Here is a 15,062-nt window from a genome sequence, read left to right on the forward strand (position 1 = left end):
AAAACATCAATCAAAAATCAAAAAATGAAGAAATTAGGATTACTATTTTTATTTTTCACTTCGCTCCTAAGTGCGCAGGAAAATTTTACAGTCAGCGGCTCTATTACAGATGCCAGTAATGGAGAAACACTCTTTGGAGCCTCCGTGTTTTTAGAAGGTACTACTATTGGTGCTATAACTAACGAGTATGGATTTTACTCTATAACTGCTCCTAGCGGAGATTATAATTTAATAATCTCTTATGTAGGCTTTTTAGATGTAAAGAAAGAAATTACTCTAAATCAAAATCAAAAAGTAAATTTTGAAATACAAGAGTATGCTACACAACTAGAAGAAGTTATTTTAACAGCAGATGAAAAAGAACATGTAAATATTCGCAAACCAGAAATGAGTGTTAACAAGCTTAACATTAAAACGGTAAAGCGTATGCCGGTAGTTTTAGGTGAGGTAGATATTATAAAATCTTTACAAATGCTTCCAGGAGTTACTAACAACGGAGAAGGTTCTGGCGGCTTTAATGTTCGTGGAGGAGCCGCAGACCAGAATTTAGTTTTATTAGATGAAGCTATTATTTACAACACCTCACATATGCTAGGTTTCTTTTCTGTATTTAATGCAGACGCTATTAAAGACATTAAATTACATAAAGGTGGTATACCTGCTAAATTTGGTGGTAGAACTTCCTCTGTATTAGATGTAAGACAAAAAGACGGTAATAATAAAAGATTTGCAGCATCTGGAGGAATTGGACTTATTTCTAGTAGATTGGCATTAGAAGGCCCTATGTTTAACAAAAAAGGTTCTTTTCTTGTTGCTGGTAGAACCTCTTATGCAAACTTATTTTTAGCTATCACGAATAACAAGAACAGAGTTGGTTTTTATGACTTAAACTTAAAAACACATTACAACTTTAATGAAAACAACAAGCTTTTTCTTTCTGGGTATTTTGGAAGAGATACGTTTAAATTAGGGACTAGTTTTGAAACCACTTATGGTAATGCTTCTGCTAATTTACGTTGGAATCATATTTTTAATGAACGTCTTTTTTCTAATTTATCTTTAATTTATAGTAGATATGATTATGATATTGGAATAAAAATAGCGGAGTTTAATTGGATTTCTGCTATAGATAACTATAATGCTAAGTACGATTTAAAATACTACTTCAATGATAAATTTAAATTAGACTTTGGTGCTAGTGCAATTTACTACGATTTTAATCCTGGTGCAATAGAGCCAACATCTACAGAGTCTTCTGTGAACGCTATGCAGTTAGATAAAAAGAAAGCATTAGAAACTGGTGTTTATATTAATGCAGAACACAAATTAACAGATAAATTAACGGCACAATATGGACTACGTTATAGCTACTTTAATCGTTTAGGAGGACAGGCTTTAAACAATTATGCCAACAACCAACCAGTTGCTTACAACTCTGTTTTAGGAATATACGAACGTGGAGAGGTTATTGGAGAAACTAATTATGACAAAGGAGAATCTATTGCAAATTATGGTAATTTAGAACCTAGAGTTTCTATGGCCTATGAGCTAAATGATAATTCTTCTGTAAAATTAGGATATTCTCGCGCAGCACAATACATACATTTATTATCTAACACATCATCTGTAACTCCTTTAGATGTTTGGACACCGAGTGGTAAATATGTAAAACCACAATTATCTGACCAATTTGCTTTAGGGTATTTTAGAAACTTTAAGGATGAAGCCTATTCTCTAGAATTAGAGACATATTATAAAACAACAGACAATCGCATAGATTATATAGATGGCTCCGATTTAATAGGAAATAACACTATAGAACAAGAAATATTGAATAGCGAAGCTAGAGCATATGGTTTAGAAATTCTTTTCCGAAAAAACACTGGAAAATTTACAGGCTGGGTAGCCTATACTCTTGCAAAGTCTGAGCAAAGAACAGATGATGCCAATGCTGGTGGCCTCGGAATTAGTAATGGAGAATGGTACAAAACGCCATATGACCGTTTGCATGATTTATCTATTACAGGCTCCTACAAGGCATCAGATAAATGGACCTTTAGTTCTAACTTTGCTTTACAATCCGGAAGGCCAGTTACCTATCCTAACGGACAATACCAATACGAAGGTCTTTCTATTGCAAGTTATTCTAACAGAAACTCGGATAGATTACCATTGTACCACCGTTTAGATATATCGGCTACATATACGCCAAACAAAAAACCAAACAGAAGATGGAAAGGCGAATGGGTTTTTGGAATCTATAATGTCTACAACAAGAAAAATGCAGCATCTATCTCTTTTGGACAAAATTCAGAAACAGGAGTAAATGAGGCAACAAGAACAGCCATCTTTGGCATGGTACCATCTGCAACTTATAACTTTAAATTTTAATACGATGAAATTATATATAAAACTATTAACCCTACTTACTATATCTATCTTTTTCTCTTGTGAAGATGTTATTGATGTAGAGCTACAAAAAGCACCAGAAAGATTAGTTATAGAAGCTTCTCTAGACTGGGAAAAAGGCACAACAGGAAATAATCAAACTATAAAATTATCTACCTCATCTGCCTATTTTGCAGAAGACCAGAATACGCCTGTAACCAATGCTGCGGTAAAAGTTACCAATACAAATAGTTCGGAAGAGTTTATTTTTGCGTCGCAAAATAATGGTTCTTATACCACCACAACTTTTAATCCTATTGTTGGTAACACTTATGACTTAGAGGTTATTTATAATTCAGAAACCTACATAGCCACAGAAACACTGCAACCCGTAACAGACATTACAAGAGTAGAACAGTCTACAGAAAAAGGGTTCGATGATGAAATCTTAGAAGTTTCTGTTTATTTTAATGACCCTGAAGACGAAAAAAACTTTTATCTATTTAGATTTAAAGAAGATGGCGATTTGTTTTTTGAATTAGAAGATGGCGATGATGAATTTATTAACGGAAATGAAGTAGACTGGTGGTATGAAAAAGATGAAGAGGATAACCAAGGTGAATTTACTAGTGGAGACCGTGTTGAATTAGAAATGTATGGTATTTCTGAAGCGTATCATAACTATATTAGAACCTTAATAGAGCAGTCTGAAGGTGTTGGTTTATTTGGCTCTACTCCTGTTGCTTTAAAAGGGAACTGTTTAAACCAAACAAATGCCGATAACTATGCGTATGGTTATTTTAGATTAACCCAAGTTGTAAAAACCAATTACACATTTGAATAATATTTTTTTGGTTTTTTTTAATGGTAAGGGAGTAGCCTAGTTGCTACTCCCTTTTAAAGTTCTATAAATTATCTAATTGATTACTATTTTTGTCTTTACTAATAGTCCAAAAGAAACCTACAAAAAAGAAAGTATCTGCCGTTGGTCTTATAGAACGCCTATTAAATGTTCCGTTTACATCTGGGGTATTAGCATATTGATAACCACTTACATTATTAAATCCTAAAGCATTGTTTACAGATAGATATAAGATTTTTTGTGGGGATATTAAATACGCCCAATTAACACTTAAATTATTATAACTTTTTGTTTTTTCTGCTAAAAAATTAGAAGAATTAGGATTATCATAAGGTCTACCAGAACCATAGGTATAAGAAGCACCAATTTGTGAACGCCAATCTTCTACCCAATATTTAGTTACCAAAGAAAAGTTATGAGTGGGTGCAAAATTAGGAGTTGCTTTTTCTTTAAAATTTAAATAATTTCTTTCCGTATTTAAATAGGAATAAGAAACCCAGTAGTCTAAATTTTTAATACTCTTGTTATCTCTCCAAAACACATCTACACCAGACGCATATCCGCTACCTAAATTGTTAAACTCACTATTAAACACTGGCATATCTGTATCATACTTTACTAAATTTTTATACTCTTTATAATATGCTTCTGCTCTAAACGTTTTGCCATCATTTAAATATTGGTAATTAAATATGTAATGTGCGGTTTTTTCTGATTTTAAAGTATTGTCAAACTTTAAAAAATTAGTTTGTGGGTTTTGATAAAAGTCGCCATAGGCCAAAGAAAATTGCCCTTTTTCACTACTCTTATACGCTAATGATATTCTTGGAGAAAAGGTAAAATCTTTCAGCGTTTTAGAATACTCTCCCCTTACCCCTACTTTCATTGCTAATTTATTACTAAAAAAAATATCGCTCTCTGAAAACACACCAGACAAATTCTCTTTTAAACCACTTGTAAAAGTAGTCCCATTTTCTTCTGTAAAAGTATCTTCATAATCTGTACTAAAATGCTCTGCTCCAAAATGTAACTGAAACCTACTACTAAAACTCTTTTTTACTTTTACTTTTAAGTGCGATGCAGTTTCCTCTGTATCTATCTTATCGGTTAAAATTCCTATTTTATTTTTATCTGATGAAATACTAGCCCCAGAAGTAAGGGTCCATTCGTTCTCCAAAAAATGCTTGTAAGATGCATTTACGTATAAATTGTTATTCTTTAACTGAAAAGGAACATAGTTTTCATAATTTACATCCTCTTGCTCTATATCTAAATTACTATGGTTAAATCCTGTATATAATTTAAACATACTTTTTTCTGCTTTACTTCTAAAAACTGCTTCGCCAGCAATAGATTCATAAGGTTTATTCCAACGAGCCCCTTGATTATTAGGAATTATACTTTGGTATGGAGCCAAATTAATATAAGACGTATTAAAACTTAGAGATTGGTTGCCCCAAATCTCGGTATGCCCCAAACCTCCTCCAACAGACATTAATGATATATCGGTCTTTTCTTGCTTTGGCATATCTTCTGTATTTAATAACAAAACACTAGACAATGCTTGCCCATATTCTGCAGAATATCCTCCTGTACTAAACGTTATTCCTTTAAATAAGAAAGGAGAAAACCTTCCTCTTGTAGGAATGTTATTTGCTGTAGCATTAAAAGGCTGAAATACTCGTAAACCATCTATAAAAACTTGTGTTTCTCCTGCTGCGCCACCACGCACAAATAAGCGCCCATCTTCACTAACTGTACTGGTTCCTGGTAAGGTTTGTAGTGCGGCAACAAAATCTCCTAAAGCCCCTGCTGTTGTAACCACATCTAATGGTTTTAATACTGCTACTTTAGAATTGTCGCCTGCCTTAAAAGTCCCTGCGGTTAAAGTAACTCCGGTAAGTTCATTAATGGCTTCTCGCATTTTAATACTCCTATTTTTAAAATAAGAAACTTCTCCCATTTCATAATGCGTTTCGTAAGAAAGCGCAGAAACAATAAGTGTTTGGGAACCCTCTTCTATAGTCTCAAAAGAAAATACTCCATCTGCTCCGCTAGAAGCACCATCATAGGTGCCTTCTAAATATACATTGGCACCTATAATAGGATTGCCTTTTTCATTTACTACTTTCCCAGAAATTTTAGTCTGGGAGAAAGCAACTGTAGTTGCAAAAAATAAAATAAGATTAGTTACTAGTTTTAACATGACTGTTCGATTTTTTTTGATTTTGATACTCCAAAAATGCGAACAGTATAGTTCTATTACTAAATAGATTTACCGAGTTGGTAATTTTTACAACCGAAATGTAAAATACTTTCTATAAACAATAAACGCTCTACTAAAAAGTAGAGCGTTTATTTACTAGTTTTAGTGTTATTATTAAATCTCTTCGGTTAACCAAGCTTTCATCATCCAAACTGTTTTTTCTTGTTCAGAAATAAAATCGCTCATCATAGCACTTGTTCCTTCGTCACTAGCATCTGCAGCATGGTCTAATATTTGTCTTTCTAGCAATAATAACTTTGATAAAGACTCTACTATTAAACGAATAGCTTCTTCGTCTTTTGTAATATTTTTACCAACTGGAACGGTTGCTTTAGCCATATAATCTTCAAAAGTGTGTAATGGCACTCCTCCTAAAGTTAAAATACGTTCTGCAATTTCATCTACCTTTAAATTAGCATCATTATATAACTCTTCAAATTTTACGTGCAAATCAAAAAAACGTTTTCCTTTAATATTCCAATGAATACCTCTTAAATTTTGGTAATATCTTTGAAAATTAGCTAAAAGAACATTCAAATTCTTACTTAAATTTTCTGATTTTTTTGCGTCTAATCCTATACTATTTAGTTTCATAATTTTATCTTTTAAAAAATTTATTTTCTTTTGATAGTATAAAGGTATTACATAAAAAATCGTTTTATGATAAGTTTTATTGATAGTTTTAATACCTTTATAGCTTAAAATTATAATGCATGACTATTACACAATTACAATACGTTTTAGCAGTTGCTGAGCACCAAAACTTTACGCTTGCCGCACAAAAAAGTTTTGTTACCCAACCCACTTTAAGTATGCAAGTGCAAAAACTTGAAGATGAGTTAGATATACTTATTTTTGACCGAAGTAAAAAACCAATTACAATAACCGAAGTTGGTAAAAAAATTGTGGAACAAGCTAAAAATATTGTAAACGAAGCAGAACGTATTAAAGATATTGTAGATCAAGAAAAGGGGTTTATTGGTGGCGATTATACCTTAGGAATAATACCTACTATTATGCCAACCTTATTACCAATGTTTTTAAAAACCTTTATTAATAAGTATCCTAAAGTAAACCTTATAATAAAAGAACAAAGTACGGAGAACTTAATACGAAACATAGAAGATGGTCATATAGATGCTGCTATTGCAGCAACGCCTTTAGAGGTTGAATTTATAAAAGAACGCCCTCTGTATTATGAACCTTTTGTTGGTTATGTTCCTAATAACCATAGGCTTAAAAACTTAGATAATTTAAAGCCAGAGGATTTAAGTATAAATGACATTCTTTTATTACAAGACGGTCATTGTTTTAGAGAAGGAGTTATTAACTTATGTAAGGCTTCTAAAAATTATGATGATGAACATTTTCAATTACAGAGCGGTAGTTTTGAAACCCTTGTAAACCTTTCTGATGAAGGATTAGGAATGACGCTCCTACCCTATTTAAATACGTTAAGCCTAGATGATACTAAAAAAGTAAATTTAAAATACTTTAACGCCCCTTCTCCAGCAAGAGAAGTAAGTCTTATTTATCATAAGAGCGAACTCAAAATACAAATAACTGAGGCATTAAGAGATGTAATTTCTGGAATTGTAAGAGGAGCTATTGCTTTTCAAGATGTAAAGATAATTAGCCCAATTTCCAAATAAAGTATAGGGCTAAAAACGTAATATAAATTATAATAAAAACGGTCACTAAATAGTGACCGTTTTTATATTATGCAGTTAAAAAAACCATACTAGTTTGTAATTCTGGTTTATCATTAATAAACTGTTGCAACCATTTTTTTAACTCTTCTATTTCTTCTGGTAATAGTATTCTTAAACTTTTTTTTAATTCTTTACAAAAAAGAACACTATCAAAACTAACTTTTTTTAAAACTGTTTTTGTGTATTCTAACATTGCCTTTGGCATATTTCTTAAGTATTTAAATTAAATAATATTCTCTAGTAAAATTAACCATATTACCTTTTATTTATTGTGCCTGTTAAGTTAAATATTCGATAATTTCTTGTTAAAAAAAAGGATTTTCTTACTTTTCTCACAATATTTTAAATAAATACAAAAAAAACAACATTAAAACCAAGAAACTAATAATCAAAAAGTTATACATAAAATTACTAATTCGCATTGGTTTTATTTCGTCTTTCGTAAGAATTTTATTTAAATTTATCTTCAACCTAAAACACTTTATTCTTAGATGAAATTTTTTTTGCTAATTTTTGGAACATTATTATTTTTTACTAGTTGTAAAAATTCTAAATATAGCTTAGACTCTAACCTTTATAAAAATAGCTTTAAAGGGGTTTTAGTAATAGACCCAATTAAAAAAGATACATTATATAACCATAACAGTACAAAATATTTTACGCCTGCTAGTAACACCAAAATATTTACTCTTTACTCCTCTTTACATATACTACCTAATAAAATACCTGCTTTAAAATATAGTATTCAAAAAGATACTCTTTACATACAAGGAACTGGAGACCCAACCCTTTTGCATCCTTATTTTAAAGATAGTATAGCTATATCGTTCTTAAAAAAGCATTCTAATATAGCTTTAAACACTTCTAATTTTAAAGACAATAAATACGGGCCTGGTTGGGCTTGGGAAGATTATGACACCTATTATTCGCCCGAAAAAAATGGTTTGCCTATATATGGAAATGTTCTTACTATACATAAAGGAAATAATTTAATTGCTACACCTAATTATTTTAAAGACAGTATAACATTTTCTAATTTGCCAAAAAGAAGAGAAGAACATACAAATATGTTTTATTATAACAGCGCTTCTACAGACACTATTACAACTCCTTTTATTACCAACAACAATGTAATCAAAGACCTTCTAGAAGACATACTCCAAAAGAATATCACAATTTCTTCTAGATTACCAGAGGGGGATAAAAATATTTTATATAGCGTTGCATCAGATTCTGTTTATAAAAGAATGATGCATAAGAGCGATAATTTTTTAGCAGAACAACTAATGCTTGTAAGTTCTGGTGTACTTACAGATACTTTAAAGTTTAAAATTGCTAAAGAGTATATTCTAGAAACAAAGTTATCTAACTTAAAACAAAAACCAAGATGGGTAGATGGTTCTGGTTTATCTAGGTATAATCTTTTTACACCAGAATCTATGGTATATGTACTTCATGAACTATATAAAAACTTACCTAAAGAAAGGTTATATACTTTATTTCCTGTAGTTAACGCTCCTAAAATAAAAAAAGAAGATACCATGCAAAAACCATATTTATATGCTAAATCTGGTAGTTTGGGCAACAATTATTGTTTAAGTGGTTACCTTATTACCAACTCTGGCAAAACAGTTATTTTTAGCTTTATGAATAACCATTTTGTTAGGTCTTCATCTGATATTAAAAAAGAAATGCATCAATTTTTTGAACACATAAGAGATACTTATTAAAACTATACAAGATTTTGTATTTGCGCGTGCTGTAAAAGCATTATCGTTTTTCCGTCTTTAATTTTACCATTTTGCACCCAACTAATTGCTTCCTTTAAAGAAACTTCTAAAACCTCTATATTCTCCGTTTCATAATCTGCTCCTCCACCCGCACTTATTCTATCCTTCTCTTTATATTCACCAACAAAAAAATGTACTTTTTGCATTACAGTGCCTGGTACCATAAAACTCTCGAAAACTTTAGAAACCAAATCTATTTTATAACCTGTTTCTTCAATAGCTTCTTTTTTAATACAAACCTCTGGAGTATCACCATCTAAAAGACCTGCGCAAACTTCTATCATCATTCCATCTCCTGGTTCCGTTTCATTCTGATAAACAGGCATTCTAAACTGTTTTGTTAAAATTACAGTTTGTTTTTGCTTATTATATAAGAGTATTGCTGCTGCATCTCCACAATCATAAACTTCACGTTCTTGCTTTTCCCAGATTCCGTCTTCCCTTAAATATTCAAAACTAAATTTGTTTAACGTATACCAATTATCTGAGAGAAGTACTTTTTTTATATTCTTTAAAAATGTATGCAATGAAAATATTTTTAATTTATGTTATTATTATAACTCTTTACGGTTGATAAAATTACTAATTTTAAACACTAAGAGATTCTCATGAAAAAATATTTCTCCTTTTTATTTCTCCTTGGCATCAGTTATTGTAATTCTCAAACATCAGAAAATTATAACACCGTACTATCGCAATTAAAAGAATATACTACTGTTATTGAGCTTAGTACTAATAACGGTAAATCTAGGCTTATAATAACTCCAGAACTTCAAGGTAGGATAATTACTAGCTCCTACGACGGCTTACTAGGAGATGCTAATGGATGGTTTAATAAAAATAGTATTACCACTAAACTTAAGGGTGGTATTGGTGGTGAAGACAGACTTTGGATTGGCCCCTTGGGAAGTCAATATTCTTTTTATTACCAACAAATAAAACCACTTAACGAAACTAATTGGTTAGTACCAAACACTATGGAAAATGAAGCTTACCAATTAATAAACCAAAGCAATACAGAAGTTAGTATGCTGAAAAAAATGACGCTTACAAACCATATTGGCACTAATTTTATTTTAGATATTTCTAGAAAAATCACAATTTTAGATGCGGCACAGATAACTAATAACCTTCAAATTTCAATCCCAGAGAGCCTAAACTATATTGCTTATGAGAGCGCTAATAGTTTAGTAAATATAGGAACCAAAAAAATAACAAAGGAAAAAGGGTTAGTTTCTTTATGGAGTGCTGGTATGTTTAATGGTTCTACAGAAAGCATTGTTATTATACCATTAACCAAAAAAGGAAAACTAGAAGATTTATATTCCTATATGGGGTCTTTAGGGAAAGACCGTTTACAAATAAAAAAAAATGTTGTTTTGTATAAAGCAGATGGTCAATACAGGTCTAAAATAGGAGTGCCACCACACTTAGCTCCTTCTATTTATGGTTGTTATTCTGCAAAAAAAGAAAGACTAACTATTGTTCAATACAAAAAAACAAGAGATAGTCTTTATTTTAATTCTAATGTTAGTGTTCAAAAAGAACCTTATAAAGGAGAAGTTATTCCTATTTATAATAATGGAACCATGGATTATTCCGTAACTACTATTCCAAGTTTTTTTGAATTAGAGTCTACTTCTGCAATGCGAGAATTAGAAGTTAACGATACATTAAACCATTACCACAGAGTATACCACTTTTCTGGAAATAAAAAAGTACTAGATGCTATTGCTAAAAAGTTATTGGATATTTCTTTAAAGGATGTTACTCTAAGCAACAATTAAAATCTATTATCGCCATCTAGTAAGTCTCCAATACCTCCTAAAAGGCTACCTTCTCCTTTACTATTTCCGTTTCTAGGCAGTGCAGATAAAACTCTACCAGCTAATCTACTAAATGGCAAGGATTGTACATATACTGTCCCAGGGCCTCTTAGAGTAGCAAAAAATAAGCCTTCGCCTCCAAAAACAGTATTCTTAATACCACCAATAAACTCTATATCATAATCTACGGTTTGGCTAAAACCAACAATACAACCGGTATCTACTTTTAAAACTTCACCCGCGGTCAATTCTTTTTTAGCTAAAGTACCTCCAGCATGTACAAATGCCATACCGTCTCCTTCTAACTTTTGCATAATAAAGCCTTCGCCTCCAAAAAGTCCACGCCCTAATTTTTTAGAAAATTCAACCCCTACAGAAACTCCTTTCGCTGCACATAAAAAAGCATCTTTCTGGCAAATAAATTTTCCTTGCTTTTCGGATAAATCTATTGGCACAATTTTTCCAGGATATGGCGATGCAAAACTCACTTGCTTTTTTCCTTGTCCAATATTTAAAAAGGCTGTCATAAAAAGACTTTCGCCTGTTAGCATCCTTTTCCCTGCGGAAAATAATTTCCCTAAAACTCCCTTTTCTTGGTTAGAGCCATCCCCAAAAATAGTATCCATTTTAATATCAGAATCCATCATCATAAAACTACCAGCTTCAGCTACTACAGCTTCTTGCGGGTCTAGTTCTATTTCTACATATTGCATTTCTTCTCCAAAAATCTGGTAATCTATTTCGTGTGCGTTCATATATTATTTTTTATGATTGATACCTATATGTAGATAAACAAAGGTGTTTTGTTACAATTAAAAAGAGATTTTTTACTATTTCTTTAACCTAACGGTCCACTCAAAATTAAAAGTAGATACTACTACCCCACCTTCATTAGTTCCTATAGATTGCATCCAAAGGGTTTGCCCCTCTCCTGTAGCAATGGCTTTATCTAAAGCTTCTTTAATTTTATCCCCATCTTCACAAACAAAGGTAATTTTACCTGTAGCTTTTTTAGAAAAATTTGCATTATTATTAGCTACTAGCATAGATATTTTCTTTCCACTATCTTCAATTTGGTCTATCATCATAGCTCCTGTTGTGAGTTCAGCTGCCATCCCTTGTACTGCCCAAAACATAGATCTAAATGGGTTTTGATTAAACCATTTATACTTTACAGTAACTACTGCCCTCTTTTTATCTATAGATTGTAAACGAACACCACACCACCATGCAGACGGAAGTTTAAAAAAAGTGAACGTGTTGAATTTACTGGTTGAAACAGGCATATATCTTTATTTTTCTATAAATATACTTGATATATTACGAATCTTAAAATGTTAATTTTATGTTAAATTACAGTACTTTGTTTTGCATAGTACCTTTTTTTAGACATATATTTGCATAAGAAACTAATAGGTCATGACAGAAACCATAACAAAACACGAGAAAAATTTGTCTGCATTAATACATGCATCTACCTTTTCTAAATTCTTTATTCCTTTTGGAAATTTTATTATTCCATTAGTATTATGGACCGCAAATAAAAAAGAATATAGTTTTGTAGATTATAATGGAAAACAGGCCATTAACTTTCAAATAAGTCTGCTGCTCTATTCTATTCTTTTAGGAATAATAAGTGTTCCTTTTATTATTGGAATGCTCCCTAATATTATGGATTTTAATCTTTTTGGATTATCAGACTTAAGTAATTATAACAATTTAAACCTGCATTTTGACTTAGATAATTTTTTATTTAGCAAGTGGATGATTCCTTTAGGAATTACTGGTTTGGCACAAGCAGCACTTTTTATTATTAATGTAGTATATACTATAATGGCAACTTTAAAAACTAACGAAGGGGAAACTTTTAGCTACCCTATTACTATAAAATTTATAAAATAAAAATCAATCAAGAGTTTATTCATCAATCAACCCACATATTCCGTACCTAGAGCTATAGTCTCTTAATCACAGACATAAAAAACTTTAGGTACGGCTTATGAAAACGAACAGTTAATTAAATAGATTATGAAATTATGAATGTAGAAAATACAAAAGCACAAATGCGTAAAGGTGTGCTAGAATATTGCATTTTATCTATCCTAAATGGTAAAGATAAATATGCTTCTGAAATTCTAGCTACTCTAAAAGACGCTAAGATGCTTGTGGTAGAGGGTACTATATACCCTTTATTAACAAGACTTAAGAATGCTGGCTTACTAAATTATAGATGGGAAGAATCTACCTCTGGACCGCCACGAAAATATTATACACTTACCGAAACCGGAAAAGTATTTTTAAAAGAATTAGATAGTACTTGGGACGAATTAAGAAATGCTACTAATGTAGTAACCAACACAAAAAATAACGCATAATGAACAAGACCGTAAACATAAACTTAGCTAATGTTCTTTTTCATATAGATGAAGAAGCTTACAATAAAATGCGACGCTATTTAGAAGCTATAAAACGATCTTTTGCAAATACCGCTGGTAGCGATGAAATTCTTGCAGATATTGAAGCTCGTATTGCAGAACTCTTTCATGAAAAATTAGAAAATGAAAGACAAGTAATTACAAATAAAGAAGTAGATGAGGTAATTACCATTATGGGGCAGCCAGAGGACTACATGGTAGATGAAGATATTTTTGAGGATGAACCAGCTCCAAAGAAAGAGAAAAAGAAAGTAAAAAAATTATATAGAGATACAGAACTTAAATATGTTGCTGGTGTTTCCTCTGGGTTAGCACATTACGTAGGTATAGACCCATTATGGATTCGTTTATTATGGGTTTTCTTTACCATTGGTTCTGGCGGAGGTTTTATTCTTATTTATGGCTTATTATGGATTCTTATACCGGAAGCTTCTAGTACGTCTCAAAAATTAGATATGCGCGGCGAAGCCGTAAATATTAGTAATATAGAACGTAAAGTTAAAGAGGGTTTTGATGAGGTAGCTGAAAAAGTTAAAAGTGTGGACTATGAAAAAGTAGGAAACCAAGTTAAAAGCAGTGGTAAAACCTTTTTTGATGTTATTGGCGAAATTATAATGTTCTTTTTTAAGATATTTGGAAAATTTATAGGCATTATTCTTATAATAATTGGTGCTAGTACTATTTTAGGACTCTTTATTGGTTTTATAGCTGTTGGCACTTTAGACTGGGTACATTTACCTGGGTTTAATAATTTTATAACCAATTCTTCACAAGCTCCAGTTTGGTTACTTTCTTTACTAGTATTCTTTGCTATAGGAATTCCATTTTTCTTTTTACTGTATTTAGGATTAAAGATTTTAGTAAAAAACTTAAAATCTATAGGAAACATAGCTAAATTCTCTTTATTAGGACTTTGGATTATTTCTATAATAAGCTTAATAATTATTGGCGTTAGAGAAGCTGCAGCGCATGCATATTCTGGTAACGTTACTACAGAACATGAGTTATATATAGATACTCCTAGAGACACTGTATTTATTTCATCTGTATCTTCTAAATTACACGAGAATAGAGGAAACATTCATATGGACGGATTAATTATGAGTTATGATGACAATGGCGAAGAAGTAATATTATCAGAAGACGTTCGTATAAACATTAAAAGATCTAAAGATTCTATTATTAGGTTAGAGGTTAGGAAAGAAGCAAACGGAGCCTCTTTCAACGCAGCACGGGAAACTGCAGACCAAATAAATTATAGCTATAAAGTAGAAGGTAATACTATAATTTTAGATAACTTTTTAACCTTAAAAGGAACTAATAAATTTAACGACCTAGAAGTAAAAGCTACGCTTTATCTACCAGAAAACACTATTCTAAATTACAGTAAAAGTAATAATCGATGCTGGAGTACGCACACCAATAACGATCATGATATGAATGGTTGTGAACTTACTAAATACTCTTGGAAAATTGCTAAAGACAATCAATTGGTATGTTTAGATTGCCCAAAAGAAAAAGAACGTGAAGAAGAAAACAAGGTTATTATTAATGAAAATGGCATTAAAATCAATGTTAATGAAAACGGCGAAAACAACAAAATTCTAATTAATGAAGATGGGATAGATATTGATGTTAAAGACAATGGCGAAACTTTTAAAATGAAAATAGACGAAAACGGTATAGATATAAACACGAACGAAGACAATTAATAAGCAACTCGGTTAACAAATCTAACAACTGAGTATTAAAAACTAGTAACGCACAAACAAATACATCAATT

General features: G+C 31.3%; 14 protein-coding genes. 8 read left to right on the top strand and 6 right to left on the bottom strand.

Features of this window, described 5'->3' with window-relative positions; all coding sequences use genetic code 11:
- The first annotated feature begins 24 nt into the window (after positions 1–24).
- Both CLV91_RS13090 and CLV91_RS13095 read left to right on the top strand, forming a co-directional pair.
- The gene (locus CLV91_RS13090) at positions 25–2,391 is read left to right on the top strand and encodes a TonB-dependent receptor (protein WP_121068679.1); all 2,367 of its coding nucleotides are present in this window, start codon (positions 25–27) and stop codon (positions 2,389–2,391) included.
- A gap of 4 nt (positions 2,392–2,395) precedes the next feature.
- Entirely contained in the window at positions 2,396–3,232 is an 837-nt protein-coding gene (locus CLV91_RS13095) for a DUF4249 domain-containing protein (RefSeq protein WP_121068680.1), read from the top strand.
- Between the two features lie 61 nt (positions 3,233–3,293).
- On the opposite strand, the gene CLV91_RS13100 is transcribed toward CLV91_RS13095, so the two are convergent.
- Together CLV91_RS13100 and CLV91_RS13105 are read right to left on the bottom strand one after the other, a co-directional pair.
- Positions 3,294–5,456: a TonB-dependent receptor gene (locus CLV91_RS13100; RefSeq protein ID WP_121068681.1), complete on the bottom strand. Its 2,163-nt coding sequence runs from the start codon at positions 5,454–5,456 to the stop codon at positions 3,294–3,296.
- Between the two features lie 174 nt (positions 5,457–5,630).
- On the bottom strand, positions 5,631–6,110 hold the full coding sequence (locus CLV91_RS13105; protein WP_121068682.1) for a Dps family protein: 480 nt from the start codon (positions 6,108–6,110) through the stop codon (positions 5,631–5,633).
- Between the two features lie 119 nt (positions 6,111–6,229).
- On the opposite strand from CLV91_RS13105, the gene CLV91_RS13110 reads away from it, so the two are divergent.
- On the top strand, positions 6,230–7,168 hold the full coding sequence (locus tag CLV91_RS13110) for a LysR substrate-binding domain-containing protein (RefSeq protein ID WP_121068683.1): 939 nt from the start codon (positions 6,230–6,232) through the stop codon (positions 7,166–7,168).
- Between the two features lie 67 nt (positions 7,169–7,235).
- Here the strand turns inward: CLV91_RS13110 and CLV91_RS13115 are convergent, their stop codons facing one another.
- Entirely contained in the window at positions 7,236–7,433 is a 198-nt protein-coding gene (locus CLV91_RS13115; protein ID WP_121068684.1) for a hypothetical protein, read from the bottom strand.
- Positions 7,434–7,719: 286 nt separating this feature from the next.
- Here CLV91_RS13115 and CLV91_RS13120 point away from each other — a divergent pair, with 286 nt between their 5' ends.
- Positions 7,720–8,958, top strand: a complete 1,239-nt coding sequence (locus tag CLV91_RS13120) for a D-alanyl-D-alanine carboxypeptidase (RefSeq protein ID WP_121068685.1) — start codon at positions 7,720–7,722, stop codon at positions 8,956–8,958.
- A gap of 2 nt (positions 8,959–8,960) precedes the next feature.
- Here CLV91_RS13120 and CLV91_RS13125 read toward each other — a convergent pair whose 3' ends face one another.
- Entirely contained in the window at positions 8,961–9,545 is a 585-nt protein-coding gene (locus CLV91_RS13125) for an NUDIX domain-containing protein (protein ID WP_121068686.1), read from the bottom strand.
- Between the two features lie 81 nt (positions 9,546–9,626).
- On the opposite strand from CLV91_RS13125, the gene CLV91_RS13130 reads away from it, so the two are divergent.
- Positions 9,627–10,805: a DUF6786 family protein gene (locus tag CLV91_RS13130; protein WP_121068687.1), complete on the top strand. Its 1,179-nt coding sequence runs from the start codon at positions 9,627–9,629 to the stop codon at positions 10,803–10,805.
- Here CLV91_RS13130 and CLV91_RS13135 read toward each other — a convergent pair.
- Positions 10,802–11,599, bottom strand: coding sequence for a TIGR00266 family protein (locus CLV91_RS13135; protein ID WP_121068688.1), 798 nt, complete (start codon positions 11,597–11,599; stop codon positions 10,802–10,804). The genes CLV91_RS13130 and CLV91_RS13135 overlap by 4 nt on opposite strands.
- Positions 11,600–11,674: 75 nt before the next feature.
- Complete coding sequence (locus CLV91_RS13140; RefSeq protein ID WP_121068689.1) at positions 11,675–12,130, bottom strand: DUF4442 domain-containing protein; 456 nt, start codon at positions 12,128–12,130, stop codon at positions 11,675–11,677.
- Between the two features lie 133 nt (positions 12,131–12,263).
- Between CLV91_RS13140 and CLV91_RS13145 the strand changes: the two genes are divergently transcribed.
- The 3 genes from CLV91_RS13145 to CLV91_RS13155 all read left to right on the top strand — a co-directional run bounded on the left by CLV91_RS13145 (position 12,264) and on the right by CLV91_RS13155 (position 14,991).
- Positions 12,264–12,746 carry a DUF4870 domain-containing protein gene (locus CLV91_RS13145; RefSeq protein WP_121068690.1) on the top strand — a complete coding sequence of 161 codons (483 nt, stop codon included), beginning with the start codon at positions 12,264–12,266 and terminating at the stop codon, positions 12,744–12,746.
- Positions 12,747–12,880: 134 nt separating this feature from the next.
- Positions 12,881–13,219 carry a PadR family transcriptional regulator gene (locus tag CLV91_RS13150; protein WP_121068691.1) on the top strand — a complete coding sequence of 113 codons (339 nt, stop codon included), beginning with the start codon at positions 12,881–12,883 and terminating at the stop codon, positions 13,217–13,219.
- Positions 13,219–14,991 (top strand): PspC domain-containing protein, encoded by a 1,773-nt coding sequence (locus CLV91_RS13155; RefSeq protein WP_121068692.1) that lies wholly within the window; start codon positions 13,219–13,221, stop codon positions 14,989–14,991. The genes CLV91_RS13150 and CLV91_RS13155 overlap by 1 nt, the downstream gene beginning before the upstream one ends.
- Positions 14,992–15,062: the final 71 nt, after the last annotated feature.

It is taken from the genome of Maribacter vaceletii, from assembly GCF_003634105.1.
Lineage (GTDB): Bacteria > Bacteroidota > Bacteroidia > Flavobacteriales > Flavobacteriaceae > Maribacter_B > Maribacter_B vaceletii.